Genomic DNA, 25,774 nt, shown 5'->3' with positions numbered 1-25,774 from the left:
CCTTGTCACAGATGTAAGACGCCGGTCAAGCGCAGTGCTGTCAAGTCAGCCATGCGTTCGGCTGTCCCGGCTCAGAAAATTCCACAGCCCCTCAACGTCCGACGCCCCCGCCGCGCCCGCCGCATCCCTGACCAGCCAGTGCCCGGCCGACATGGTCAGGACGACAGGCGAGAGCTGAACCAATCGGCCGGCATCCAGCAGCGATTGCGTCAGCGGCAAGGACGCCAGTAAGACACCGGCCCCGTCTTTTGCGGCTTCCAAAGCCAGGATGAAGCTGTCGAATAGCAGGCTCGATGATCCCGGATGTGCAGTTCCCGCCAGATCGGTCCAATCGTGCCACCCGCTGCGTGGGCCCGACATGCCGAGAACCGGGAGCTGCATCCAGTCGCCTTCCGGTGCTTGCGCCAGGAGCTCCGGCGTGCACACTGGCGCCAGGCTCTCGGTTTCAAGATGTCGGGCGTGCTTTCCATCCCATGTCCCGCTGCCAAACCGGATTTCAAGATCGGCGCCGATTGTCTCGTAGTCCACCGGCCGATAGACCGAGGAGACTGCAACCCGGATGCCCGGATGCACCGCGCGCAGGAGGGTCAGCTTGGGTGCGAGCCAGAGGGCCGCGAAGGAAATCGGAGATGCGATGGAAACTGTTTTCCCACCAGGTGCGCCGAAGAGGTCCTGCGTGCTGCGTGCCAAGGCACCGAAGCTCGCCTGTACATGGGGCAAGTAGGCAAGGCCCTCTGCCGTGAGCTGTACACCGCGCGGCAAGCGCCGAAACAGCATCACTCCAAGGCGGGCTTCAAGTTTCCGGATCTGCTGGCTGACCGCCGCCTGGGTCAGATTGAGTTCTTCGGCTGCCGTTGTAAAGTTCTCTCGGCGAGCCGCAACCTCGAAGGCCCGCAACCATTCAAGTGGCGGCAGTGGATGAGATACACCAACAAGTGCCATAACGAAAACGAAGCCTTATGTCTGAATATATATCATTTGTGATTACCCTTATTTGCTGAGCATATCCAGAGATAACAGCCCACGGCCAAGGACCTGGTAGATGGAAATCGCCTCCGTTACTCGAATCGAAGAAGCCCGCGCCCTCTCCGTGACCTGGACGGATGGCCGCACGGCGCGGTTCCACGCCATCTGGCTGCGCGATAATGCGCTAGATCCACAAACGCGTGCCGCCAACAACGGTCAGCGCCTGATCACGGTTTTGGATTATCCCGAAGATACGGCCATTGAAACGGCCTCAACGGACGGACAATCATTGTCGGTCTGCTTTTCACCGGAGGGAAAGGAGGCCTCCTTTCCCGCCGACTGGCTCGCTCAACAGGCTTATGACTGCCCCGTCCCGCCAACAAGAGGCTGGACCGGGGAGGCCATCACACGCTGGAACAGCGTTCTCTCGAACTCGATTCCCAGCACCGACTTCACAGCTGTCAGAACCGACCCCAGGACCTTGGCAGGGTGGTTAAGTGCTGTTAGGCGCTACGGCTTCGCCGTAATGACGGGACTACGGAAAGAAAGTGGTGCATTGCTCGAGGTTGCAGAGCTTTTCGGCTATGTGCGCGAAACCAACTACGGCCGCTGGTTCGAGGTCCGTTCCGAAGTCAATCCGGTCAATCTGGCCTATACCGGCCTGGGTTTGCAGGCGCATACGGACAACCCCTACCGCGACCCGGTCCCGACCCTGCAGCTCCTGGCCTGCCTGGAGAACTCGGCCGATGGGGGTGATTCGATGGTGGTCGACGGTTTCAAGGCGGTCGAGACCTTGCAGCAGGAAACACCGGATCATTTCGATCTGCTTGCCCGTTACGCCGCACGCTTTGAATATGCCGGATCGGACGGCATCCGGCTGCGATCGAAACGCCCGATGATCGACCTGGGTCCGGATGGGGAGCTTCGTGGCGTTCGCTTCAACAACCGCTCCGCTGCACCCTTCACGGACATTCCATACGACGATATGCCTAAGTACTACGCCGCGTATCGTCATCTGGCGGAAATCATCGAGCGGCCCGAGAGCGAGATCAGCTTCAAGATGGCACCGGGAGACCTCTTCATCGTCGACAACACCCGCGTGCTTCACGCCAGGAAGGGTTTTTCCGGCGCCGGGTCACGCTGGCTTCAGGGTTGCTACGCAGATAAGGACGGCCTGCTTTCGACCTTGGCTGCATTGGAAGAGACATTACCTGAGGCTGCAGAATGACAACCAAAGATCTCGAACTCACGTCAGAAACGATTGTCGCCTTCATCGGCGATATCTTTAACCGCCGGGGGGCGGATTCCTATCTGGGTGAGCAGGTGACCATGTCGCAGCACATGCTGCAGGGTGCTTTCTTTGCCGAACAATCCGGTGCCAAGGACGAATTGATTGCCGCCGCACTGCTGCACGACATCGGGCACTACACAAATGAGTTCCCCGAAGACGCGCTGGAAAAAGGGGTGAACAACTATCACGACACTGCAGGTGCCGCAGTGCTTGCGCCTTTCTTCCCACGTGTGGTGACCGATTGCGTGCGGCATCATGTCGGTGCCAAGCGTTATCTCTGCGCCACGGACCCGAGTTACTTCGCCCGTCTGTCCGAAGCTTCAGTGCATAGCCTTGAGCTTCAGGGCGGCCCCATGTCGGACACTGAAGTCGAGGTCTTCAGACAGAACCCAAACCTCGACGACATTCTGCAGGTGCGCTTCTGGGATGAGGACGGCAAGGACCCCAGCCTGGAAACACCACCCTTCGAGCACTACGCCCCGGTTCTGCAGCGGGTGGTCGATCGTTTCGCCATCAAGACCTAAACCGAACGCGTTATCCCTCCATCGACCCGGAGATTTTGACCGGTGATGTAGCTGGACTTGCCGGACGCCAGGAACGCAATGGTCTCGGCCACCTCGTCGGCGCTGCCGTACCGCCCCATGGGAATGCGGACGCGACGATCTTCCTTTTCCGGCAGGCTGTCGATGAAGCCGGGCAGCACATTGTTCATACGGATTGCCTCCGGCGCATACTTGTCCGCGAACAGCTTGGTGAAGGCGGCAAGCCCGGCACGGAATACACCGGAGGTCGGGAACATGGCCTCGGGCTCGAACGTCGCGTAAGTTGAAATATTCACAATCGATCCGCCGCCCTGCTTTTGCATAATGGGCGTGACGAGCCGTGTCATACGCACCACGTTCAGCAGATAAAAATCCATTCCCAGGTGCCAGTCTTCGTCGGTGAGTTCCAGGACTGCACCTTTCGGCCCATGTCCTGCGCTGTTGACCACTGTGTCGATACGTCCCCAGCGCGCCATGGTCGCATCGACAAGGCGTTGAAGGTCTTCAACCGATTGATTTGAGCCCGTGACACCCAAGCCGCCCAGCTCCTCCGCCAAAGCTTCACCTTTGCCGGAGGAGGAGAGGATCGCCAGCGCAAAACCTTCTTCCGCCAACTTGCGCGCCGCTGCGGCGCCCATACCGCTGCCACCGGCTGTGACGATGGCGACCTTGATATCGGACATAAATCATTCCTTCGGTTCAACTACATACAGTCGCGAATAATCCTGTCGCTCCATTCGCGTTCGAAAATGAGCACCTTCCCCTCATAGGCTTGCAGCTTGGCCTCAAGAAAGAAATGCTCTCCGTCGGCGGTCAGGCGCGTCGTCGCTTCGGTACGTGCGGACCAGTCGCCGCGGCTGCGTGTGGCGGTCATATGTGCTTCGCCGGTTACGCTCAAGGGATCGTCCGGCGCGATCGACCAGCTTTCGCGGCGAATCTCACGCGCGATCATTCCATGCCCCGGGTGTTCATTGGCACCTGTGTCGTCAAGGATGTGATACCGTGTGATGCCGGCAGTGAGATCGCGCTCAACCCAGCGTCGGGTGCCGCCGGCTTCCAGCGAAGAGTACTTTGGCAAAGGGTCCGGATTTGCCGGTTCTGGCATTTCCGCTTGTTTCGCGACCTGAAGAACCGGGAGCGTAAAACGGCTTTCGACGCCTGTTACCAACTGTGCCGTCACATGACTGGGTGGTGGCAGGATCAATGGCCAGTAGGCCGTCGAGATGGCAACCCGCATCCGATGTCCTGCACGGAACCGGTGCCCCGACTCATCCAGCTCGATCTCGACCTCTTCAAAATTTCCCGGCGTCATAGGTACCGGCTCCGCGTTGCCGCGGCGATGGGCAAGATTAAGCACCCCCAAAGTGACCCGCTGAGCCAGACCGTCCGGATGAACATCAATCAGGCGCACGGCCAGGTTCCCCAGAGGCGCATCAATGGCGACTTTAACAGACAGACGCGGGCGACCCAGTATTTCTACCGGTTCCTGCAGCAGTTTGGTCTCAAAGACCAAGGACAAACCGTCGTCACCGCGTTGGTCGCCCGGTAGGTCGGCACCCGGGGCCAGGGTAAAGTACTCACCCGATGCGGTACCGCAGTCCTGTGGTGAAGACACGACGGCAGTTCCCTCTGCCCCGGGGTGATCGCTCAAGCCGCCATCGCTCGTTAAATGCAAGCTTCGCCTTGTCACATCCGGTGAGGGCCAGCTATCCACCGCCACCCAGCGGCCCGGGTCATTCTCCCGCCAGGTCGAGGGCCGCACACCCTCGGTTATATAAGCACGATAGGCTGGCAGCGCTTCCGCCTGATTCTCTATGCCTTTAAGCCAGCGATCCCACCAGCGGATCGCCTCGGCATGAAAATCAAGCCGCGGTTTCGGCCAGGCGAAGTGCGGATATTTGTGAATCCAGGGTCCGTTGATCGCCTTGACCGGCGTCGAAAGATTGGCCGCTGCCGACGGCGGCGCGTTGCGGTAACCGTCGCCCCAGCCGCCAATGATCAGGACGGCTGCTTCGAGCGCATCGTAATCTTCGCAGATCGAACCATGGCGCCAGTAGTCGTCGCGCCGCTGATGCCCCAACCATGTGGTCAAGGGATAATCCATACTATTAAGACGCGTCAGCCAGTGTTCTCTCCAGCCCTTACCGACGATCTGCGGGTCGGGCGGCCGCGAGGAATAGGACAGCAAATTGCTGGCCCAATAAAAGTTAGCCGACAGTAAGCAACCGTTCTTGTAGTGAATGTCATCGTTGTAGCGATCAACCGTCGTGCTGAGCGAAATAACCGCTTTGAGTGCTTCGGGCCGCAAGGCCGCCACCTGCAGAGAGTTGAAACCGCCCCAAGAGATCCCCATCATGCCGACAGAGCCGCTGCACCAGTCCTGCGCCGCGAGCCAGGCAATCACCTCGACGGCGTCCGCCAGTTCCTGTGGCGAATATTCGTCCTCGACGTCACCGTCCGAATCGCCGCTGCCGCGCATATCGACCCGCACACCCGCGTAGCCGGCTTCCGCGAATACCGGATAGGTACTCTCGTCCCGGGGTGCCGTGCCGTCACGCCGGCGATAAGGCAGGTATTCGAGGATTGCCGGAACGGGGTCCTTTTCGGCACCATCCGGCATCCAGACGCGCGCTGCCAAACGTGTTCCGTCCTGCAGGGAAATCCATGCGTCTTCGATGACTTGAAATGATCTCTTCGACATCGCCTTACCCCCGCGCCGCGCGTTCTTGTAAAAACTGATCGCTTTTCACTGAACTTAGTGAAGGAAGATCATGCTCTATGAGAGGAAACTCTCCCTCTTCATGGTCTCGGCCGGTTCGACCCCAAGCCGGGAGAGAACGGTCGGAGCGATCTGGAGTTGATCCAGAACCACACCGGATTCGGGCCCTGTGCCGGCACCGAAGTAATAAAACGCGACCTCGCGCATCTCATCTGTCGTACCACCGTGATGGCCACGGACCGATTGGCCATGGTCCGCGGTGATCATGATCTCGTAACCCTGATCCAGCCAGCGCGGAATGATGTTGCCAATGACACCATCCACGACATAGACGACATGATCCATCTCGGCGGAATCCGGGCCGTAACGATGCCCCGTGGAATCGACCGTGCTGCTGTGAATCAACAGATAGTCAGGCTGGTGCCGGTCAATCATGATGGCCGACTGTGCAAAGAGATCGGCTTCCGACGGAACCGCCATATTGCCTTTGGTCTCGCCGGTCATGGTGTAGAAACGCGCATGCTGGATCGGAAGACTTTCGTCATCGACCTCAAGATCGCGGAAGATATCGAAGGGCGCGCGCTGAAAATAACTGGAGAAAAATGAATGAGCCGCCGCTGCCGTCGTCCGGCCCGCCCTGCGCGCTTCGGAAAAGATATCCGGCGTTTCGACCCGCTGGAGTTTGTAGTTGTCGACGATTCCATGTTGCTGCGGCGTGACGCCGGTATGGATCGAGGCGTAGCAGGGTCCCGAAACTGACGGCAAAGTCGCGCGCATCTTCCAAACCGATGCATCGCCTTTTTCGACCCAACCCTCGACATTGCCAAGCAGCGTCCGCGCGGTCTTCCAACCCATCCCGTCCAGAATGATAAGGACGACCTTTTGACTCATAATCATCTCCGCAAAGAGGCCTGTAACGGCGTTGAACTTAAGCGAAGAGTGCAGGCGAATTTGGTCGGCGGCAAGCTGCTTTCTGATCAATGCAGTGAATTTTGACGCCGCTGGCAATACGGCGCTCTGCTCGATTGACTCGGCCGGTATTGCCCCGCAAGATTCCTCCCCAAGAGATTCGTTTCGGCGGCAGTTCAGAGATAGGCCAATGACCAAACGCGACCCCTTTTACGCCCCCAGGATCGATGACGAGATCTGGGCCTTCGTCGACCGGACCAACAGCTTCTATCCGCCCGATGCAGTGGAGAGCAGTATCGCCATACAACGCAGCGTCTACGATGAAATGTGCGCTCAATTCCGGCAATCGAGGCCGGCGGGCGTTGCAGTGCAGGATGAGGCAGTGGCGGGCCCCGACTGCGACATCCCGACCCGACGCTACCTTCCGGACGACAAGTCTCAACCAGCCGCAACGGTCGTCTACTGCCACGGTGGCGGCTTTGTTGTCGGCGGCCTGGAAAGCCATGATGATGTCTGCGCTGAAATTGCAGCAGCCACTGGCTTTACGGTCGTCTCCGTCGATTACCGGCTTTGCCCGGAACACCCCCACCCTGCTGCCTACCAAGACGCACGCGCGGTTTTCGAAGCTGTCGCGGATGAAGGTCTTCCGGTCGTAATGTGCGGCGACTCCGCTGGCGGCAATTTGGTGGCAGCGGTCTGCCTGACGGCACGTCACAGGCCGGAAGCGCCTGTCGGCCAGGTCTTGATCTATCCTGGGCTTGGTGGAGAAAGCATGGGATTACCCTCATACCGAGACGAGGCGGAAGCGCCGCTCCTCACGACCCGCGATATCATGTTTTACAAGAAGGTCCGGGTTACAGGTGGAGTCCCGATCGGCGATCCAACCTATGCCCCATTATCTGCCAAGGACTTCAGTGATCTTGCGCCCTGCGTGGTTGTCACCGCCGATTGCGACCCTCTGCGCGACGACGGGTCCACCTTTGTCCGGCGGCTGAGCGAGGCCGGGGTGCAGGCCGAGTGGATCAACGAACCTGGTCTGGTTCACGGCTATCTACGTGCCCGGACCACAAGCGAACGGGCGAAGCACAGCTTCGCCCGTATCTGTGATGCCATCTCCCGGCTTGGCACTGCGAATAGGGGAGATTAGTTTCCGGCGGCTGCCATTTTCCGCTCCGACAAAGCCTTCTCCAGCCAGCCCAGCTCCATCTCAGGTACTGATTTGAGCAGCAGATCCGTGTAGTCGTCGAAGGGTGGTGAAAGCACCTGATCTTTCGGTCCGAAACGCACCAATCTTCCCTGATACATTACCGCGATAGAATCGGCGATCGCTCGCACGGTCGCGATATCATGGGTGATGAAGAGATAGGAAACGTGGGTTTCTTCCTGGAGTTCCATCAGGAGTTTCAGGATGCCCTCCGCAACCAGCGGGTCGAGAGCCGAAGTCGGTTCGTCGCAAATGATCAGCTTCGGATCGGCCGCCAATGAACGCGCGATACAGACCCTTTGTTTTTGGCCACCGGACAATTCAGCCGGATAGCGGTCAATGAAGGATCCTCCCATCTCGATCTGATCGAGCAGCTCGAGGACGCGCTTCTCCCGCTCCTTACCCCGCAGGCCAAAATAGAACGTCAGGGGCCGGCCGATAATCTCACGCACAGTGTGGCGTGGGTTCATGGCGACATCGGCCATCTGATAGATCATCTGCAGTGCGCGAAGATCTTCCCTTGGCCGGTCCGAAAGCTTAGGCGCCAGGACCCGGCCATCGAAGGTGACCCGTCCGCTGCTTTGGGGCAGCAGACCGGTGATCACACGCGCCGTCGTCGATTTGCCCGATCCGGATTCCCCGACCACCGCCAGCGTCTGACCTTTCGGCAGATGGAAGGACACATCGAACAGAACCTGCAGAGAATTGCCGTAAGCCGCATCGATGTTCTCGATCATCAGCAGGGCATCGGACTGGTCATCCGCCTGCGGCTTGATGTTCGAGCGCACCGAAACCAGTTCGCGGGTGTAGTCCTCCTGCGGTGTCTCGATGATTTGGGAGACAGGCCCGTACTCAACAGTCTTTCCGTGCCGCAGCACCATGATGTCATCGGACACCTGCGCCACGACGGCAAGATCATGAGTAATGTAGAGCGCCGCCGTCCCGGTCTCCTCGATCGCGTGCTTGATCGCAGCCAGCACATCGATCTGCGTGGTTACGTCCAGTGCTGTTGTGGGCTCATCGAAGACGATCAGATCCGGCTGGGAGCAGAGCGCCATAGCGGTCATCGCCCGCTGTAACTGCCCGCCCGAAACCTGGTGTGGATAGCGTTGGCCAAACTCTTTCGGGTTCGGCAAACCCAGCACTTCGAAGAGATGGTCCGCCCGAGCCATCGCCTCAGACCGGCTCGAGACACCGTGCAGTACCGTTGCTTCTACGATCTGGTCACCGAGCCTGTGAGCCGGGTTGAAGGCGGCAGCCGCCGACTGGGCCACGTAGCAAACCCCGGAGCCGCGCAGATTCCGCACGCCTGACTTGGGAATCTGCAGGATATCCGTGCCATTCAGCTTTACCTTGCCACCGGTGATGCGGCAGCCACCACGGCCATAGGCCATGCTGGCCAGACCGATGGTCGACTTACCGGCACCGGATTCCCCGATCAGGCCCAGCACTTTGCCCTTCTCAAGCGTGAAGGACACGCCGTGCACGATACCGATCTCCTTAGGCGCTTCCCCTGGCGGGTAAACAGTTGCTCCAATACGAAGATCTTCGACCTCCAGCAGAGTATCAGACATCGCCGCGTCCTCCCTTTAAGCTGGCGGTTCGGTTCAGCAGCCAATCCACGATAAGATTGACGCAGATCGCAAGCGCTGCAATGGCACCGCCCGGGATCAGGGCTGCCGGAACGCCGAAAATAATACCGTCCTTGTTGTCCTTAACCATGCCGCCCCAGTCGGCTTCGGGTGGCTGGATACCCAGACCCAAGAACGACAACGAAGAAAGGAAAAGCACAGCGAAAGCAAAGCGCAAACCGAACTCGGCCAGCAACGGTGACATCGCATTTGGCAGGATCTCTCGGAAGATGATCCACATGCGTCCTTCGCCCCGCAGCCTTGCCGCCTCGACGAAGTCCATGACGACGATATCGACCGCAACCGCGCGGCCCAAGCGGAACACACGGGTCGAATCGATCAGAGCCATAACCAGCACTAGAATCCAGAGTTCCTGAGGCAGGGCGGCCAACACGACCAGCGCAAAGATCAACGTCGGAATTGCCATCATGAGATCGTTGATCCGCGACAGCACCTGATCAGTCCAACCGCGAACCACCGCGGCAAAGAAACTCAGAAAGATGCCCAGAGAGAAGGACAGCACCGATGCGACCGCCGATATAAAGATCGTGGTCTGAGCGCCGTACATCATACGCGACAGCAGATCCCGGCCAAGATTGTCGGTCCCGAGCAGGAACTTGCCCGAGGACGGCTCCCATACGTCGCCAACAATATCTCGTTCACCGAAGGGCGCCAGCAGATCAGCGAAGACCGCAGCAAAGAGGAACACGAGAACGCCGAAAAGGCCGATCCGGGCGCTCCAAGGCATGGTTTTTATCATTTGCATGGCCATGCCCTCACTTCGGATGCCGCAAACGCGGGTTCGCAAGGATACCCAACACGTCAGCAAGCATATTCAGGATGATATAGACCGCTGCAAACACCAGGCCGCAAGCCTGCACCACCGGCATGTCGCGGATCGTCACTGCATCCACAAGGTACTGCCCCATGCCCGGATAGACGAAGATCACTTCGACCACGACGACGCCCACAACCAGATAAGCAAGGTTTAACGCCACCACGTTGATGATCGGCGCGATAGCGTTGGGTGCCGCATGCTTGGCAATGATCCGGAAGGCATCCAGCCCCTTCAACTCGGCGGTTTCGATATAGGCCGAGGACATGATGTTCAGGATCGCCGCCCGGGTCATGCGCATCATATGCGCGAGCACGACAAGAACCAGTGTTGCACAAGGCAAGGCAATGGCCGCCAAGCGATCACCGAATGACATATCCGCGAAAACCGTGGAAGGGAAAATCGCGATCCCCCAGTTGACCGCAAAGAATAGGATCAGGAGATAGCCTGTGAAAAACTCCGGAAGCGATATTGCTGCCAGGGAGATCACGTTTATCAGCCGGTCGATGAAGCGGTTGCGATAGTGCACCGCGATCATGCCCAGGCCGATTGCAAGCGGGACCGACACGACGGCGGCCCAGAATGCGAGGAATAGTGTGTTGCCCAGGCGCTTGCCGATTTGCTCAGACACGCTGGCCTTGTTGGCCCATGAGGTTCCGAAGTCGCCTTGCAGGACGCCGCCAAGCCAGCCGAAATAACGCTCCAGCAGCGGGGCATCCAGGCCCAGTTCTTTACGGATATTCGCAATGGCTTCAGGAGTGGCCGATTGGCCGAGATAAGCCTGCGCAAAATCGCCGGGCAGAACCTCGATACCGATAAAAAGCAGAGCCGAAATAGCGAGAAGAAGGATGAATCCGAGGAAAATTCGTTGAAGGATCAAAGCCAGTAGAGGATTGCTACTGAAAAAGCCTCCTGCCGAGCCTTTGCTGGCCGGCGGGCTGGTACTTGCATTGGACATGGTTTATTTCCGGAGCTCTGTGATTGAAAATCATCGTAGGGCTGCAGAAAAATGTCACCACGGCCCAGATTGAAACGGGCGGTCCAAGAAGGACCGCCCGCTCTCACAGAGTCGTCAGGCCAACCAGGCTCTGATAGGCGCGAAACCGTTCGACATTTCGCCGCCCGCATCGTGCACGTATCCACCGACCTTCTTAGAGACGGCCGCGATGAAGTCATTGAACATCGGCAGAATCAGACCACCGTCGTCACGAACCATCAGTGCCATTTCGCGATAGAGCTCCTTGCGGCGCGCTTCGTCGAGTTCAGCACGGGCGGCAACCAGCAGTTCGTCGAAGGCTGGACGGCTCCACTTGGTGTCGTTCCAGTCTGCACCGGTCTGATAGGCCACCGAATACATCTGATCCTGGGTCGGACGCCCGCCCCAATAGGAAGTACAGAATGGCTGTACATTCCATACATTGGACCAATATCCATCGGCCGGCTCGCGCTTGATTTCGATCTGAATGCCGGCCTGCGAACAAGATTGCTGGAACAGAACCGCAGCATCCTCAGCGCCGTTGAAGGCGGCGTTGGATGTCCGCAAGAGAACCGCACCGTCGTGGCCCGATTTCTTGAAATGGAACTTCGCCTTATCCGGATCAAAGGTCCGCTGCGGGATATCGTCCGAGAAGTTCGCGTAGGCAGCGTTGATTGGGAAATCGTTACCAACCGTACCATAGCCACGCAGGATCTGTTCGACCATCTGTTCGCGGTTCATGGCGTGCTTCAACGCCAGACGCAGATCCGTGTTCAAGAAGGGTTCTTTATCGGTATGCATGATAAAGACGTAATGGCCGCGGCCTGCGGTATTTTCGATCGAAACCGTCGGCGCGCGCTTCAGCAGTCCGATCGTCTTGGGATCGACCCGGTTGATCATATGCACCTGCCCGGAAGTCAGGGCGGCCATACGTGCAGTCAGATCGTTGATGACAAGAATTTCAACGGAGTCGGCATGACCGACACCTTCACGCCAATGGCCTTCGTGGCGCTCAGCGGCGTAACGCACGCCAGGCTCGTTCACGCTGACCTTGTAAGGCCCGGTTCCGATACCGGCAGCGGGCTCTTCAACACCACCGCCCGGCTGAATGATCAGGTGATAATCCGACAGCATGTAGGGAAGATCGGCATTGCCCGAATCCAACGTAACCAAGACGCCGTCATCACCATCCTTCTTGATGCCCTGGATGGTTTTCATCACACCAAGGGCGCCGGATTTGGCGTCGTCATCCGAATGACGCAGCAGCGTAGCAACGACATCGTCGGCCGTCATTTCCTTGCCGTTGTGGAAGGTCACACCCTTGCGAATCTTGAAGCGCCAGCTCTTCGCATCAGGCGAAGCTTCCCAGGATTCGGCGAGAACAGGCACGGGCGAACCGTCAACGGGGCTGGTTTCCGTGAGGGTTTCACCCCAGACGCGTCCAAAGGTAAAAGGTATCGAACTGGCAAAGGTAGCGGGGTCCAGGCTGTCGGCAGAGGTTCCACCGTTCATGCCCAGTTTCATGTGGCCGCCCTTGTTTGGTCCGGCGGCAAGTACCGTCGAGGACAGCAGACTCGTGGCCAGAGGTGCGGCTAAACCGAGTGCGGCCGCCCGTCCCAGAAAATCGCGGCGGCTGACCTGACCGCGCGCAACCAGCATTCCTAGGTCTTTAAGTTCATCTGTCATTGTAGCTTCTCCCTGCTTTTATGTTCTTTTCTAACCGATATCTATGCAGTCCCCTTCATTGGACCGCTGTTCCAAAAGCGACAAACGAATTTTATCTCCGCGAACAATCGTAGTCTGATTTCATATTACCGATCTGTCGAATAGATAATGCGAATGCTGGCCATACCCGATACTTGCACGCTGAAACAACACCTGATTTCAACCTGCTGCTAGCTGTTTCTTGGGCGGATTTTGGCTTCAATCAAGCGGCGACCAGTTGAATTCCATCCGATTTTCTACCCGAAACAGCCGAAGCACAAGTCAGTTGACAGTAGACGGCAACAAACACTCGTCATACCAGGGATACGCGCACAACGAACCTCGAAATTCGCCTGTCGTCAGGTCAAAACAGGAAGTTAAAGAGATGAAACGAGATCACAAAAACGTCAAGTGATGTCGTATTCGGCAAAGAGACAGCCAGCTTTGCGGACTGGTTACTATTTGTTTGCAAACAAGAAACACTTACCATTCAAACGCGAGCAAAGAATCTCTGATGGGTCGGACTTGGAGCGCGCTCAGCCGTGGCAGAAGCAGTCAATAAGGCGAATTGCCCTCAATCCATACGAACGAGGGGCCATACGAACGAGGGGCCATACGAACGAGGGGCTGATCCACCTTTTTCTCATGCTCATCGAACATTGGTCAGGCTTTCTCAGCGCCACCCAACGGCTCCCCCGCACCGATATGACGGAGGCTTATAATTTGTCGGCGATGTGCTTGGAGAGCTCCGGCGTACGCAAATAACCATATGACTTGTGGTGGTTCGATTCTCCCGCGGGACTTAGATAGTCGTTCGAGACCAGATCGTCCGCGACTTGGATACCTCGTTTGTTGGGCTTGTAGTCGTCACTCAAGTGGCTGTCGAGAGCCACAGGGTCCTTGCGGTCCGCGTAATTAGCCCAACTGGCCGACACCAGGCTGGGGGTCCGGATTGGGATCTTCGAATAGCCCTTGCGCTCCTCATAGATATTCGATTTTACATGCGGCAGCCCAAGCGGCGAACCAATGGTGACGAAGTGATCGATGTCGAACTTGCCTCTTGTTCTGCCGAGGTCTCGGAGCACGTCATAGGCAATGATGCTGCCCATCGAATGCGCAATCAGCATTGTCCGGCGACCCTTTGCAACTTGAAGTTCGCTTTTCAACTCATCCATCAGCACCTTACGTGCCGTCCGGACCTTCTTGTTGCGATCTATGATCTTTCGCTTGGGGTCATAATAGAAAGCAAGGTCCTTCAAAGTCTTTTCGAGAATCCAGTTGGCGACCGCGTCGACGCCAAAATGGGATTTTACCTGGTCGAGGACAAATCCTCCGGCACCAAGGCTGTAGCGCCGCAGTTCGTCGCGCCAGCTGTCCTTGTATTCCTTCAGTCGGCGCGGTGTTGCCGTAATGTAGGGTTCATTATTGTATAGCTTGTCGAAGTTGAAATTTTTGTCATCGTGCAGCGCGTTTTTGTAAAGCAGCCCCGCCCAGTGAACCATCTTGAAATCGAACTTGGGTGCAGCTTCACCACAATTGATTTTCAAGCCTTCTTTAATCGACTGCTCCCACCAACCTTTAAGAGTGGCTTTGTTTGGTTTGTTGGCGAGCCCGTGAATACCAATAATCAAAAGCTTTTCGGTAGCCATCAATCTTCTCCGATTTACGAAATCATCGTCATTAATGGCGATAGAATAACAGGAAACCGGGTTGCTTTGTCGATTTGTTCGAATGATGGAAAGTTATCGAGCTGAACGGCAATTCACGAATGGCAATGATCAGCCCTGGACCGGAAACTCTACAATGCACTGTCCGGTTCCGCTGCTCGGAAAGTAGTCGCAGAGCAGTTCGCCCTTGCCCCGGTAGGCATCCCAGCCGAGCACGCCGAAGAGCATTGCAGTATCAGCCATCGCTCCTTCGCCGACACAGTTTTTCACATAAGTCGGCAGCATCTTGAGGAAGGTAGGGATATCCCCTTCCTGCCAGAGTTGCAGCACCCGCAGATCGACCTGCCTGTAGAACTCGTCAGTGATCTGGTTCAAATATTCCTGGGAAACGGCATTGGGTGCAAAGGCGTGTGAGAAGGACCCCGACGCCAAAAACCCAACCTTCCGGTCGCTTTGCTTGATGGCTTTCAGGACCGACGCACCAAAGGCAGCATTCTCGTCGGGTGTCGAGAACTGATTGGCCGCAATGGAGAGCACACGGGCGCCGAAACCGTTCATGTGACGCATTGGAATGAGCGTGCCGTATTCGACGTTCAAACCCTCGACTTCATGGCAGATCGCCCGGATACCGGCTGCGCGCGCTTCATCCTGGATCGCCCGTCCCAGTTCAGGATCACCCTCATAGCCATAATCCATACCATGCAGCATATGCGGCAGTTCGTTGCTGGTGAAACGGCCCTTGAGCTCTTTCGAACCACTGAGATGAAAGCCCTGATTGACCAACCAATGGGTGTCGCAGATCACGAATGTATCGACACCGCGCGCTTCCGCGCGGCGGCCCAACTCCTTCAAGCCATCGATCGCAAACTGGCGGATGCCACGATGCGCCTCGATGGTTTCCGACATCCAGATCGAAGGCACATGCGTGATTTTAGCAGCCAGGACGAGTTCGCCCATTTTCAAGCTCCCTATCCTGTTTCAAACACCCAACTTGGGGATTTTATGGTCGCCGCGCGCAAAGGCGATGTTTTTGGTTTCCATATAGAAGTCGAAACTGTAGTCGCCGCCGTCGCGCCCGATCCCGCTATCCTTCACACCTCCGAATGGTGTTGGCAGATGGCGTACATTCTCAGAATTCACCCAGACCATCCCCGCATCCAGGCTATCGGAGAAGCGCATTGCCCTCGAAAGGTCGTTTGTCCAGACGTAGCCGGCCAAACCGTAACGTGTGGCGTTGGCTAAGGCGAGAGCCTCTGTCTCATCAGCAAAAGGAATGGCCGTTAGAACCGGCCCAAAGATCTCCTCCTGTGCAATCCGCATCCCGTTGTTCGCGGCGGTGAACAGGGTTGGTGCAACATAGTGCCCGCCGCCGGGACCTTCGAAGGGTTCGCCTCCTTGCGCGACCTTGGCCCCTTCAGCCCTTGCGACGTCAAAATAGGATACCACCTTTCCGAAGTGACGCGCGTGGATCAGCGGTCCCACTTCGGTTGCCGGATCCAGTGGGTGGCCAACTTTAATACGCGACACGCGCTCGGCCAGCCTGGTCGTGAAATCGTCGTAGAGTCCCTGCTGAACCAGCAACCGGCTCGATGAGGTACAGCGTTCACCGTTCAGGCTGTAAATCATGAAAACCGCGGCGTCGAGCGCCCTGTCCAGATCAGCATCTTCGAACACGACGACCGGGTTCTTGCCGCCCAACTCGAAATGAACCCGCTTCAGAGTTTCAGCGCCCTGACGCATAATGGCGGAGCCGGTCGAGGACTCGCCCACAAACGCGATCGCCTTGATGTCGGGATGCTCGGTCAGCGCTTTACCTGCATCCTCGCCAAAACCGTTCACGACATTCCAAACGCCTTTCGGCAAGCCGGCCTCTTCGGCAATCTCGACCAGCAGGCGCGCGGTGACCGGGCTCCATTCAGCAGGCTTGTGAACCACCGTGCAACCGGCAGCGAGCGCCGGCGCAATCTTCCAGGTCGAGAGCATAAAGGGCGTGTTCCAGGGTGTGATAACCCCGACCGGGCCAATGGGCCTGCGGCCGGAAATGTTGACATGGTTGGCGCTCGGCATCGAACGTCCGTCACAGGCTTCGGGTGCCCGGTCAGCAAAGAACCGGAAATTTTCCGCCCCTCGGATCGCCGCCTTGCTCATAAAGCGGATGGCCTGCCCCGTATCCCAGGATTCCAGTAGCGCGATTTCCTCGGCCCGTGCGACGATCGCATCGGCAATCTTATGCAAAATGGCCTTGCGCTTGGCCGGGTCCATATCCCGCCACGCCGGAAAGGCTGCCTTGGCGGCGGCGGCGGCGCGATCGATATCCTCTGAACCGCCTTTGGCAACCTGGCAAATCTCACTCAAGTCGACGGGACTCTCCGTTGCAAAGAACTCGCCACCACTGCCGTGAACGGCCTCGCCATCGATGTGATTCAAGACGCCATCGCATTTGAGATTCGTCAGATAGCCTTCAAGTTTGCGCAGGTTGTTTTCAAGATCGTTCATCGTTTCCCGCCGTGTCCGTTTTTTACTCGTGCGCCTTAAGGCGCTGGTGGATCGAATTTTTCTTAAAGCTCAGATCCGGATCGATCTCGCGCACTTCAAACGAAAGCGCCAGGGGAATGTCGTCAAACAGATCACCTAAATAGGCGTCAGCCGCGTCAAAAACCACCTGCCCTGCCTGCCGCCGGGTTTCCAGGTCACGCCCTCTGCCCATGCGCAGGCTTATATCGACGAAGGCGTTCTCCTCCGCCGCATCGGCAATGGCATAGTCGGCACATTTCAACGCCCGGATACGAATACCGCCCAGGGGAAAGACGCCCGTCGCCACTGCGGCACCACGCAAGGCTTCACAAAAGGTCGAAAAATCAATGCGATCATCCAGGTTTGCCGAGTATTCGATGGTAAAATGGGGCACTGTCTTGCTTCCCATAACGTGTGATGTTGTTTCAGATATTAATTTAACTTGTTAAATAATTCAATGCTTATTATGATCTGAACTCAGAAACGCAACGCGATTGGTTTCGCGTGACAGCAGGCCGAAATCGGTCACATCCAAAATGGAGGTTTTCGTGTCCAGACTACCGGATGATTTTTTGCGTGGATCGATCCCGCCGCTCATCACGCCGTTCCGGAACAACGAAGTCGACTACGACGCCTATGCAAGTCTGGTTGAATTTCAGATCGCGCAGGGCTCGCATGGCATTCTGGTCAACGGCACGACCTCGGAACCGGCCTCGCTTTCAGTCGCTGAACGCAACAAGATTGTCGACGTCGCCATGGAAGCCGCGGCCGGCAAGGTAACTGTCGCCGTCGCCTCCGGCTCACAATCCTTCGCCGAAACCGACGCGTTGACAAAGCATGCGGTCAAGGCGGGTGCTGACGCCTTGCTCATCGTCACACCATACTATTCACGGCCGCCACAGCGCGGCATGGTCGCCTACTACGAAGCGCTGACCCGTGATCACAATACGCCCTGGATGGTGTATCACATCCCGGGCCGCGCCGCCGTTGACATGAAACTTGCCACAGTCGAGGAACTCCACCGGCTTTGCCCCAACTTCGTCGGCATGAAGCACGCCTCGCTGGATCTGGGCTACGTGACAGACGTATTCGAAGCCGTCGGCGACGATTTCCGCTTTTTCGTCGGCCTGGAGGAACTCAGCTTCCCGATGATGGCTGTGGGCGCATGCGGCCTGATGAACGCGGTTGGCAATCTGGCACCGCGTGTCCTCGCCGATCTTTGCGAAGCGGTTTGGAAAGGCGATCTCTTCGAAGGCCGTCGTCTGCATCGGCAGCTTTTCGAGATCAACAAAGCGATCTTCTACGACATCAATCCGATCCCCATGAAGTATATGATGAAGCGGATGGGGGTCTTGCCGGAGAACGAGCATCGCCTGCCTCTGGTGCCCGCAGATAAGGCGCTAGAGAAACGGCTGGACGGTGTACTGACGCGCGCCGGATTGATATAGGGCCGGATTGATATAGGGCCGGACTGACAAAGAGCCAGATTTACACTGAGACTCTGCTTACTTGAGGAATCCGCCATGAAGCTGATCACCTATCATCGTCAAGGACAGCAAGGTTTTGGCGCTGTCACTGCCGACGGCATCGTCGAACTTGCAGACAAGATGAACTTACGCCATCAAGGTGTGCGTGGCCTCTTGAGCGAAGGCCGTCTGGCAGAGGCGGAAGCCCTCGCAAGAGACAACGAAGCAACACTGACCCTTGAAGATGTGACGCTCGCACTGCCGGTCCCCGACCCGATCAAGATCTTCTGTATCGGCGTCAACTACATGAACCGCAACGACGAATATCGGGATAACTCAGCGGCACCGACGAACCCCAGCGTTTTTATGCGTAACCCCATGTCCTTCGTTGCGCAGGGGGAAGCGCTTGAAATTCCGCCAGAATCGGAGCAACTGGATTACGAGGGCGAGATCGTCCTGGTCATTGGCAAACAGGGCCGCCGGATCCCGCAAGCCGATGCGCTATCGCACATCGCGGGCCTGACCATCATGAACGAAGGCTCAGTCCGGGACTGGCTGCGACACAGCAAGTTTAACGTGACCCAGGGCAAGAACTTCGACCGGTCGGGCGCCATCGGTCCCTGGATTGAGACTGACCTCTCAGCCATCGACCTTACCGACATCAAGATCCAAACCACAGTTAACGGCGAGCTGCGTCAACAGGATACCACCGCCTCAATGGCTTTTCCGATCGCAAGATTGATCGAGTATCTCTCGACCTTCGCAACTCTGCTGCCCGGTGATCTGATCGCGACGGGAACACCGACCGGCGCTGGCGCAAGGTTCGATCCTCCGAAATGGCTACGCGAAGGAGACGTCGTCGAAGTGACGGTGGGAGGCGTCGGCTCTTTGTCGAACCCGGTCCGCAAGGAATCTATGGCCTGACCAGTGATAACCGCAGAGAATAAGAGTTAGGTTATTTTAGCGGTAAAGATATTCATTTGGCATGCGGTCAAGATCTGTCCGATAATTGGACAGGATACGGACTAAAAACCTATCATCAGATGCGGCAAGCCCGCGTCAATGCAAACAAGTCTCGCATTAAGACGAACAGCTTAAAACGTACACTCTAACCATAAGATGGAGAGGCTGATTTACGCTTTAACTGAACCAGTGAAAGCGATCAGACTCTCAGGGAGGAAATCAGGGATGAGAACAAGTATCAGAGGACTCGCCTCTGCGGTGGCCCTGCTGGCAGGCTTTGCCTTTACGGCTGGGGCTTCGGCGCAAGAGGTGACACTCAAGGTCCATCACTTTTTATCACCGAAAGCACCTGCCCACACCAAACTGGCAATGCCTTGGGCGGAAGCCGTCGAGAAGCAATCCGACGGTCGCATCAAGGTCGAGGTCTATCCCGCCATGCAGCTCGGCGGCAAACCTCCGCAGCTGATCGATCAGGTTCGCGACGGTATCGTCGACGTGGTCTGGACTCTTCCCGGTTACACGGCCGGACGCTATCCGGTCATTTCCGCCTTTGAGTTGCCCTTCATGGTGACCAACGCCGAAGCGACGTCGCAGGCCGTTCAGGAATACTACGGGAAGCATGCCAAGGCGGAATTCGGCGAGGTCCACCCCCTGTTTTTCCACGTGCACGCCCGCGGATCGTTCCACACCCGCGCAGCACCGATAAAAACAGTCGCCGACTTTGATGGTCTGAAGCTGCGCGCGCCGAACCGGCTGATCGGCTCTGCCCTGGATGCCCTGGGCGCCTCTCCCATCTTTATGCCCGCGCCCGCGTTGCCGGAAGCCCTTTCCAAAGGCGTGGTGGACGGTACGGTCTTTCCCTGGGAAGTGGTCTTGCCGCTGAAAATCTTCGAACTGGCGCCGAACCACGCCGAAATGACCTCGCCGCGCGGCATGTACACCTCGGTCTTCATCTTCGCGATGAACAAGGCAAAATACGACGGTCTGCCCGATGATCTGAAAAAGGTTATCGACGACAACTCAGGCATGGCATTGGCGCAACGCATGGGTGCGGTCTGGGACAAGGTCGAAGTTCCCGGCGAGAACAAATCCCGTGAACGCGGCAACACCATCGTCGAGCTTGCCGATTCCGAAGTCGCAAAAATCAAGGAAATCACGCAACCCGTCATCGACACCTGGATCGCCGACCTGACCGCCGCCGGTCACGACGGTCAGGCTTTGTACGACGACGCCAACGGGCTGATCGAAAAATACAGCCAGTAGAACCTTAGGGCAGCGAACGGATCCTCTGAGGTGTCTCAAATTCAAAAGGCCGGACGGACGACGGCAGCTTTCATACGCGAGAGCTGCCGTCTTCTCGCAGTCCTCGGCGGGATCATCATGGTGACGATCGCCGTGACCACCGTCGTCAGTGTTCTGGGCCGTTACTTTCTAAACCGGCCGATCTCCGGCGACTTCGAAATTGTTCAGGTCGGCTGCGCAGTTGCCGTTGCCCTCTTCCTTCCTTACTGCCAGCTGCGCGACGGCAACGTTATCGTCGATATCGTGACAAACGGACTGCCGGCTGGAATCAAACGCGTGCTCGATGCGTTGGGTTGCCTTCTGATTGCCCTGGTTGCCGCCCTCCTTGCCTGGCGGATGTTTGAAGGTGCTGCCGATCTGAAGCGATACAACGACGAAAGCATGGTTCTTCACATGAAGACCTGGTGGGGGTTCATCCTCATCGTTCCTGCCATGGCACTGCTGGCTTTGACCGGCCTCATGACCGCATGGAGCGCACTCACCGGAGGAGTGGCGTCGGGCCCGGAGTCGGAAATCCCAACGCGGTCGGAGGATCTCTAAGTGGAGGGTCCGGTGATCGGTGCTTTGGTGATCGGCGTTATGCTTCTGCTGATCTTCCTGCGTATTCCCATTGCCGTTTCGATGTTCGTCGCCGGCGCCGGCGGTTACATCATGATGAACGGCCTAACGCCGTTTCTGGCTTACCTCAAGACCAGCCCCTACTATCTTCTGTCGTCGTACTCGCTCTCGGTCGTGCCGCTCTTTTTGCTGATGGGGCATCTGGCGACCTACTCCGGCCTCAGCCGCTCGCTGTTCGACGCCGCCAACGGCATGCTTGGTCATATGCGGGGCGGGCTTTCCATGGCTGCGATCGGCGGCTGCGCCATGTTCGGCGCCATCTGCGGCTCATCGCTTGCCACCGCAGCCACCATGGGACAGGTGGCGTTGCCTGAGATGAAACGCTTCAACTATTCCGGCAGCCTGGCCACCGGCGCGCTGGCGGCCGGCGGCACACTCGGCATCCTGATCCCGCCTTCGGTCATCCTGGTGATCTATGCCATCCTGACCGAGCAAAACATCGCAAAGATGTTTTTGGCTGCCTTCATACCGGGTATTCTGGCCGCCGTCGGCTATATCGTCGCTATTGCCATCTTCGTTCGCTTCGTACCCGAAGCGGGCCCCGCCGCCCAACGGGCGGACCGCAGCGAACGGCGCCGCGCCTACTTGAGAGCTCTTCCGGCTCTGCTCCTCTTCGTCGTGGTCATCGGCGGAATCTACGCCGGGGTCTTTACACCAACGGAAGCCGCCGCCTTCGGCGTAATTGGGACCCTGATCATTGCGGTCTTCAACGGCATCAAAATGCCCCAATTCCTCGACGCTCTGCGCGGAGCTGCAGTTTCCACTGCAATGATCTATCTGATTCTGTTGGGTGCCGACATCTTCAACGCCTTCCTGGCGCTTACACATCTGCCGCAGAGCTTGGCCGAGGCGGTCGCCACCAGTGGCCTTTCACCCCTCCTGATCCTAAGTCTGATTCTGGTGCTGTATTTCTTCCTGGGCTGCGTCATGGACGCACTTTCCATGATCCTGCTAACCATCCCGATCTTCTTTCCGGTAGTCATGGCCTTGGACTTCGGCCTCAATCCGGAAGAGACCGCAATCTGGTTCGGAATCATCACTTTGGTCGTAGTTGAAGTCGGACTGATCACGCCACCGGTCGGCATGAATGTCTTCGTCATCAATAAGATGGCCGTCGATGTGCCGATGAAGGAAACTTTTCGGGGTGTGGTTCCGTTCCTGTTATCGGATATGGTCAGAGTGGTCGTTCTGGTCGCCTTTCCAGTGGTGACCTTGGGGCTGCTCAGGTTGTTCTACGCGTGAAGAGGCGTGCGTGAGTTTGCCCTCAGATGTTCCGCAGACGATTGAGTGCGGTTAAAAGACGATCGATCTCGTCGCGCCCAAGTTCAGCCTCGAGCTGCCGGTAGAGTTTTTCGGACTGCGGCGCGATTTCTTCGAAAAGGACCCGACCTTGTTCCGTCAGGGAAACCGAGACAACGCGCCCGTCGCCCCGGGAACGGCGGCGCTTGATCAGTTTTTTATTTTCTAGAGTGCGGAAAATCCGGGTCAGGCTTGGATGAAGAATGCAGCAGATTTCGGCAAGCTGTGTGGCGCTTAACTCATCGGCTTCAGCGAGAGCGCGGATGACGCGCCACTGTTGCTCGGTCAGGCCGTAACCCGTGATCAAAGGCCGGAATCGTGCCATCACCGCCTCACGAGCCCTCAGCAACGAGATCGGTAGCGACTGCTCGATGGAACGCAAAGCGGTCATGACATGAGACTCACGTTAAATATGTAGAAGTGTAAACTTACGCGTATTCTGCAGATCGGCAAAATGCAAAGAGGGGCATGAACAGCTGCGTCACGCCCCTCTCTCACCGAAGTGAACTGTCGGCCTCAGGCCGTTGCCTGATAGCCGCTGACGGCCTTGACCTCGAGGAAATCCTCAAGACCGTAGGTTCCGCCTTCACGGCCGTTGCCCGACTGCTTATAGCCACCGAAGGGGCTGCCAGCCGCCCGCTGGGCACCGTTGATCTGAACCATGCCGGCACGCAGACGGCGCGCAACCCGGTTCGCCCGCTCAGGGCTACCGCTTTGCACATAGGCCGCCAGACCGTAAGGGGTGTCATTGGCGATGCCGATCGCCTCTTCTTCCGTATCGAAGGGGATCATGCAGAGGACCGGCCCGAAGACTTCCTCACGAGCGATGGTCATGTCGTTGTTCACGTCCGCAAAGATCGTCGGTCGCACATAATAGCCGCGATTAAGGCCTTCTGGACGACCGGCGCCACCGACCACCACGCGGGCGCCTTCGCCGATGGCGGTTTCGATCAAGCCTTGCACCTTGTCGAACTGCATGGAACTGACCAGCGGACCAATGTGCCGGCCTTCTTCCGACGGGTCACCGACCTGAACCTTCTGTCCCACTTCAGCAGCGATCTCGACGGCATTGTCGTAAACATCACGCTGTACCAGCATACGTGTCGGCGCATTGCAGGACTGACCCGTGTTGTTGAAACAATGCAGGACACCGGTTTTCACCGCCTTACTGAGATCCGCATCGTCGAATACGATATTAGGTGATTTACCGCCAAGCTCCAGCGTCACCCGCTTGACCGTGTCCGCTGCCGCTTTGGTGACAGCGGAACCAGCCCTCGTAGAGCCGGTGAAAGACATCATGTCGATATCCGGATGACGCGACATGGCCTCTCCGACCACGGCACCTTCGCCGTTCACCAGATTAAAGACGCCGGCCGGGAAACCGGCTTCATCGATCATCTCGGCAAAGAGAATACCCGACATCGGGGCAATCTCACTCGGCTTCAGGATCACCGTACAGCCGACCGCGAGTGCAGGCGCGACCTTGAGCGCAATCTGGTTCATGGGCCAGTTCCACGGTGTAATCAGCCCGCAGACACCGACCGGCTCTTGAACGATACGCTCGCCGGCATCGTTGAAGTCGTGTTCGAACTCGAAGTTTTTCAGCGCTTTAAGAGTTGCTCGCAGGTGACCTGAACCGGCGGCCGCCTGACTATGATTGGCCATGGAGATGGGCGCGCCCATTTCGTGGGAGATCGCCTCGGCCATTTCACCGGCACGGCGATCATAGACTTCTAGAAGCTTCTCCAGCAGGGCCACGCGTTCCTCGCGGCTGGTCTGGCTATAGCTCTCGAAGGCCCGGCGTGCTGCAGCCACAGCGAGATCAATGTCCGCTTCCGAGCCGAGTGAAATGGTGGCGAAGGGTGTTTCGTTGGCGGGATTGATCACCTCGAAGTCTTTCGCGACCTCAGGTGCAACCCACTTTCCGTCTATATAAAAGTCAGTCTTCTTCAACATGTTTCCCTATCTCCCGAGCCGGCCGCAGCCGCACGTTACAATGTAGGTTAGAGTGCTTGTTCTAGCCCACATCTTCGCCAATCTGACTTGCTGCGCAAGGCCAATAATCGCCAGAACTGACGAACCGCAGGCAGCCGTTTTTGCTTCCCCAACCGGGTTGGGTCAGGGAAGCTCTATTCCTTCTTATTACGCGTGGCGTTACGCGTCAGAAAATTGTCAGTTTGCGGCGATCTGCTCGGCTTTTTTCACCAGGACTTCAGCCTGGCGGATTGATGCGTAGTCGATCAGACGGCCGTCTAGCGAAACCGCACCTTTTCCGGCCTTTTCGGCTTCCGCCATGGCGACCAGAATACGCTTTGCCCGATCAACCTCTTCGGCACTTGGGCTCATCACTTCGTTGGCCAGGTCGACCTGAGAGGGATGGATTGCCCACTTGCCTTCGCAGCCAAGAACGGCGGCCCGTTTTGCCGCGGCACGATAGCCGTCCGGATCGGAAAAATCACCGAAGGGACCATCAATCGGGCGCAGCCCGTTTGCCCGCGCCGCCACAACCATACGCGCCAGCGCATAGTGCCACATATCGCCCCAATGAACCTCGCGGTTACCGGCTTCGTCAGGGTCCGTCAGAACCGCATAGTCAGGATTGACGCCGCCGATAATCGTAGTGCGTGCCCGGGTCGAAGCCGCATAGTCCGCGACCCCGAAATGCAGCGACTCATTGCGCTTACTGGCAGCCGCGATTTCGGTCACATTCTGCATCCCCAAAGCGGTCTCGATAATGTGTTCGAACCCGATGCGTTTTTTATATCCCTTTGCAACCTCTATTTGAGAAACCATCATATCTATGGCATAGACGTCCGAGGCGGTTCCAACCTTCGGGATCATGATCAGATCGAGTCTCTCACCGGCCTGTTCGACCACGTCGACGACGTCGCGATACATATAGTGAGTATCGAGTCCATTGATGCGAATCGACATCAGCTTGCGGCCCCAGTCGATGTCGTTGAGGGCTTCGATGATGTTCTTTCGAGCCTGTTCCTTGTCGTCGGGAGCAACCGCATCCTCGAGATCAAGAAAGACAACATCTACATCAGATTTCGCTGCTTTTTCAAAAAGTTGTGGCTGACTTCCGGGAACTGCGAGTTCACTTCTGTTAAGCCGGGCGGGGGCTTGTTCAACGATATGAAAGCTCATGATTTTGGCGTCCTGCTT

The 25,774-nt window shown here is 57.5% G+C and carries 23 protein-coding genes; 8 read left to right on the top strand and 15 right to left on the bottom strand.

What is annotated here, in order from left to right:
- Positions 1–45 precede the first annotated feature (45 nt).
- On the bottom strand, positions 46–942 hold the full coding sequence (locus tag QMZ18_RS06260; protein WP_282605363.1) for a LysR family transcriptional regulator: 897 nt from the start codon (positions 940–942) through the stop codon (positions 46–48).
- A 100-nt stretch (positions 943–1,042) separates the two neighbouring features.
- Between QMZ18_RS06260 and QMZ18_RS06255 the strand changes: the two genes are divergently transcribed.
- The gene (locus QMZ18_RS06255; protein WP_282605362.1) at positions 1,043–2,194 is read left to right on the top strand and encodes a gamma-butyrobetaine dioxygenase; all 1,152 of its coding nucleotides are present in this window, start codon (positions 1,043–1,045) and stop codon (positions 2,192–2,194) included.
- A complete protein-coding gene (locus tag QMZ18_RS06250) occupies positions 2,191–2,781 on the top strand; it encodes an HD domain-containing protein (protein ID WP_282605361.1) in 591 nt (196 codons plus the stop codon). The genes QMZ18_RS06255 and QMZ18_RS06250 overlap by 4 nt, the downstream gene beginning before the upstream one ends.
- On the opposite strand, the gene QMZ18_RS06245 is transcribed toward QMZ18_RS06250, so the two are convergent.
- The 3 genes from QMZ18_RS06245 to QMZ18_RS06235 all read right to left on the bottom strand — a co-directional run bounded on the left by QMZ18_RS06245 (position 2,778) and on the right by QMZ18_RS06235 (position 6,409).
- A complete protein-coding gene (locus QMZ18_RS06245) occupies positions 2,778–3,482 on the bottom strand; it encodes an SDR family oxidoreductase (protein ID WP_282605360.1) in 705 nt (234 codons plus the stop codon). The genes QMZ18_RS06250 and QMZ18_RS06245 overlap by 4 nt on opposite strands.
- Positions 3,483–3,502: 20 nt before the next feature.
- Positions 3,503–5,500 (bottom strand): CocE/NonD family hydrolase, encoded by a 1,998-nt coding sequence (locus QMZ18_RS06240; protein WP_282605359.1) that lies wholly within the window; start codon positions 5,498–5,500, stop codon positions 3,503–3,505.
- A 75-nt stretch (positions 5,501–5,575) separates the two neighbouring features.
- Positions 5,576–6,409: an alkaline phosphatase family protein gene (locus tag QMZ18_RS06235; RefSeq protein ID WP_322097143.1), complete on the bottom strand. Its 834-nt coding sequence runs from the start codon at positions 6,407–6,409 to the stop codon at positions 5,576–5,578.
- A 208-nt stretch (positions 6,410–6,617) separates the two neighbouring features.
- Here QMZ18_RS06235 and QMZ18_RS06230 point away from each other — a divergent pair, with 208 nt between their 5' ends.
- Entirely contained in the window at positions 6,618–7,574 is a 957-nt protein-coding gene (locus tag QMZ18_RS06230; RefSeq protein WP_282605358.1) for an alpha/beta hydrolase, read from the top strand.
- Here the strand turns inward: QMZ18_RS06230 and QMZ18_RS06225 are convergent.
- The 8 genes from QMZ18_RS06225 to QMZ18_RS06190 all read right to left on the bottom strand — a co-directional run bounded on the left by QMZ18_RS06225 (position 7,571) and on the right by QMZ18_RS06190 (position 17,352).
- Positions 7,571–9,205 carry an ABC transporter ATP-binding protein gene (locus tag QMZ18_RS06225; protein WP_282605357.1) on the bottom strand — a complete coding sequence of 545 codons (1,635 nt, stop codon included), beginning with the start codon at positions 9,203–9,205 and terminating at the stop codon, positions 7,571–7,573. The two genes, QMZ18_RS06230 and QMZ18_RS06225, sit on opposite strands and share 4 nt — an antisense overlap.
- Entirely contained in the window at positions 9,198–10,028 is an 831-nt protein-coding gene (locus QMZ18_RS06220) for an ABC transporter permease (RefSeq protein WP_282605356.1), read from the bottom strand. The genes QMZ18_RS06225 and QMZ18_RS06220 overlap by 8 nt, the downstream gene beginning before the upstream one ends.
- Positions 10,029–10,038: 10 nt before the next feature.
- The gene (locus tag QMZ18_RS06215) at positions 10,039–11,055 is read right to left on the bottom strand and encodes an ABC transporter permease (protein WP_282605355.1); all 1,017 of its coding nucleotides are present in this window, start codon (positions 11,053–11,055) and stop codon (positions 10,039–10,041) included.
- Between the two features lie 114 nt (positions 11,056–11,169).
- Positions 11,170–12,759 carry an ABC transporter substrate-binding protein gene (locus QMZ18_RS06210; RefSeq protein ID WP_282605354.1) on the bottom strand — a complete coding sequence of 530 codons (1,590 nt, stop codon included), beginning with the start codon at positions 12,757–12,759 and terminating at the stop codon, positions 11,170–11,172.
- Between the two features lie 734 nt (positions 12,760–13,493).
- The gene (locus tag QMZ18_RS06205; RefSeq protein WP_282605353.1) at positions 13,494–14,426 is read right to left on the bottom strand and encodes a hypothetical protein; all 933 of its coding nucleotides are present in this window, start codon (positions 14,424–14,426) and stop codon (positions 13,494–13,496) included.
- A gap of 129 nt (positions 14,427–14,555) precedes the next feature.
- Positions 14,556–15,401 carry a 3,4-dihydroxyphenylacetate 2,3-dioxygenase gene (hpaD, locus tag QMZ18_RS06200; protein WP_282605352.1) on the bottom strand — a complete coding sequence of 282 codons (846 nt, stop codon included), beginning with the start codon at positions 15,399–15,401 and terminating at the stop codon, positions 14,556–14,558.
- Between the two features lie 21 nt (positions 15,402–15,422).
- Complete coding sequence (gene hpaE, locus QMZ18_RS06195) at positions 15,423–16,940, bottom strand: 5-carboxymethyl-2-hydroxymuconate semialdehyde dehydrogenase (protein ID WP_282605351.1); 1,518 nt, start codon at positions 16,938–16,940, stop codon at positions 15,423–15,425.
- 22 nt (positions 16,941–16,962) lie between these two features.
- Positions 16,963–17,352 carry a 5-carboxymethyl-2-hydroxymuconate Delta-isomerase gene (locus QMZ18_RS06190; protein ID WP_282605350.1) on the bottom strand — a complete coding sequence of 130 codons (390 nt, stop codon included), beginning with the start codon at positions 17,350–17,352 and terminating at the stop codon, positions 16,963–16,965.
- Positions 17,353–17,506: 154 nt separating this feature from the next.
- On the opposite strand from QMZ18_RS06190, the gene dapA reads away from it, so the two are divergent.
- The 5 genes from dapA (at position 17,507) to QMZ18_RS06165 (ending at position 22,549) form a co-directional block, all read left to right on the top strand.
- On the top strand, positions 17,507–18,406 hold the full coding sequence (dapA, locus tag QMZ18_RS06185) for a 4-hydroxy-tetrahydrodipicolinate synthase (RefSeq protein WP_282605349.1): 900 nt from the start codon (positions 17,507–17,509) through the stop codon (positions 18,404–18,406).
- Between the two features lie 75 nt (positions 18,407–18,481).
- The gene (locus QMZ18_RS06180) at positions 18,482–19,348 is read left to right on the top strand and encodes a fumarylacetoacetate hydrolase family protein (RefSeq protein WP_282605348.1); all 867 of its coding nucleotides are present in this window, start codon (positions 18,482–18,484) and stop codon (positions 19,346–19,348) included.
- 264 nt (positions 19,349–19,612) lie between these two features.
- Positions 19,613–20,650, top strand: a complete 1,038-nt coding sequence (locus tag QMZ18_RS06175; protein WP_282605347.1) for a TRAP transporter substrate-binding protein — start codon at positions 19,613–19,615, stop codon at positions 20,648–20,650.
- A 30-nt stretch (positions 20,651–20,680) separates the two neighbouring features.
- Positions 20,681–21,229: a TRAP transporter small permease gene (locus tag QMZ18_RS06170; protein WP_282605346.1), complete on the top strand. Its 549-nt coding sequence runs from the start codon at positions 20,681–20,683 to the stop codon at positions 21,227–21,229.
- Positions 21,230–21,241: 12 nt separating this feature from the next.
- Complete coding sequence (locus tag QMZ18_RS06165) at positions 21,242–22,549, top strand: TRAP transporter large permease (protein ID WP_322097142.1); 1,308 nt, start codon at positions 21,242–21,244, stop codon at positions 22,547–22,549.
- A 22-nt stretch (positions 22,550–22,571) separates the two neighbouring features.
- Here QMZ18_RS06165 and hpaR read toward each other — a convergent pair whose 3' ends face one another.
- The 3 genes from hpaR to QMZ18_RS06150 all read right to left on the bottom strand — a co-directional run bounded on the left by hpaR (position 22,572) and on the right by QMZ18_RS06150 (position 25,756).
- Positions 22,572–22,997, bottom strand: coding sequence for a homoprotocatechuate degradation operon regulator HpaR (gene hpaR, locus QMZ18_RS06160; protein WP_282605345.1), 426 nt, complete (start codon positions 22,995–22,997; stop codon positions 22,572–22,574).
- 125 nt (positions 22,998–23,122) lie between these two features.
- The gene (locus QMZ18_RS06155; protein WP_282605344.1) at positions 23,123–24,562 is read right to left on the bottom strand and encodes an aldehyde dehydrogenase family protein; all 1,440 of its coding nucleotides are present in this window, start codon (positions 24,560–24,562) and stop codon (positions 23,123–23,125) included.
- Positions 24,563–24,778: 216 nt separating this feature from the next.
- The gene (locus tag QMZ18_RS06150; RefSeq protein WP_282605343.1) at positions 24,779–25,756 is read right to left on the bottom strand and encodes a CoA ester lyase; all 978 of its coding nucleotides are present in this window, start codon (positions 25,754–25,756) and stop codon (positions 24,779–24,781) included.
- Positions 25,757–25,774: the final 18 nt, after the last annotated feature.

Origin of the sequence: Pelagibius sp. Alg239-R121 (assembly GCF_947331435.1) — a bacterium.
Classification (GTDB): Bacteria; Pseudomonadota; Alphaproteobacteria; order Kiloniellales; family Kiloniellaceae; genus Denitrobaculum.
Note: the sequence above shows the minus strand (reverse complement) of the source record. Positions and strands in the feature narration are given on the sequence as shown.

Coding starts and splice junctions, on each gene's coding strand:
- QMZ18_RS06210 (WP_282605354.1), bottom strand. CDS start 12,759: ATGACAGATGAACTTAAAGACCTAGGAATGCTGGTTGCGCGCGGTCAG.
- QMZ18_RS06150 (WP_282605343.1), bottom strand. CDS start 25,756: ATGAGCTTTCATATCGTTGAACAAGCCCCCGCCCGGCTTAACAGAAGT.
- QMZ18_RS06180 (WP_282605348.1), top strand. CDS start 18,482: ATGAAGCTGATCACCTATCATCGTCAAGGACAGCAAGGTTTTGGCGCT.
- QMZ18_RS06240 (WP_282605359.1), bottom strand. CDS start 5,500: ATGTCGAAGAGATCATTTCAAGTCATCGAAGACGCATGGATTTCCCTG.
- QMZ18_RS06155 (WP_282605344.1), bottom strand. CDS start 24,562: ATGTTGAAGAAGACTGACTTTTATATAGACGGAAAGTGGGTTGCACCT.
- hpaD (WP_282605352.1), bottom strand. CDS start 15,401: ATGGGCGAACTCGTCCTGGCTGCTAAAATCACGCATGTGCCTTCGATC.
- QMZ18_RS06215 (WP_282605355.1), bottom strand. CDS start 11,055: ATGTCCAATGCAAGTACCAGCCCGCCGGCCAGCAAAGGCTCGGCAGGA.
- QMZ18_RS06260 (WP_282605363.1), bottom strand. CDS start 942: ATGGCACTTGTTGGTGTATCTCATCCACTGCCGCCACTTGAATGGTTG.
- hpaR (WP_282605345.1), bottom strand. CDS start 22,997: ATGACCGCTTTGCGTTCCATCGAGCAGTCGCTACCGATCTCGTTGCTG.
- QMZ18_RS06235 (WP_322097143.1), bottom strand. CDS start 6,409: ATGAGTCAAAAGGTCGTCCTTATCATTCTGGACGGGATGGGTTGGAAG.
- QMZ18_RS06220 (WP_282605356.1), bottom strand. CDS start 10,028: ATGCAAATGATAAAAACCATGCCTTGGAGCGCCCGGATCGGCCTTTTC.
- QMZ18_RS06245 (WP_282605360.1), bottom strand. CDS start 3,482: ATGTCCGATATCAAGGTCGCCATCGTCACAGCCGGTGGCAGCGGTATG.
- QMZ18_RS06255 (WP_282605362.1), top strand. CDS start 1,043: ATGGAAATCGCCTCCGTTACTCGAATCGAAGAAGCCCGCGCCCTCTCC.
- QMZ18_RS06205 (WP_282605353.1), bottom strand. CDS start 14,426: ATGGCTACCGAAAAGCTTTTGATTATTGGTATTCACGGGCTCGCCAAC.
- QMZ18_RS06225 (WP_282605357.1), bottom strand. CDS start 9,205: ATGTCTGATACTCTGCTGGAGGTCGAAGATCTTCGTATTGGAGCAACT.
- QMZ18_RS06175 (WP_282605347.1), top strand. CDS start 19,613: ATGAGAACAAGTATCAGAGGACTCGCCTCTGCGGTGGCCCTGCTGGCA.
- QMZ18_RS06250 (WP_282605361.1), top strand. CDS start 2,191: ATGACAACCAAAGATCTCGAACTCACGTCAGAAACGATTGTCGCCTTC.
- hpaE (WP_282605351.1), bottom strand. CDS start 16,940: ATGAACGATCTTGAAAACAACCTGCGCAAACTTGAAGGCTATCTGACG.
- QMZ18_RS06230 (WP_282605358.1), top strand. CDS start 6,618: ATGACCAAACGCGACCCCTTTTACGCCCCCAGGATCGATGACGAGATC.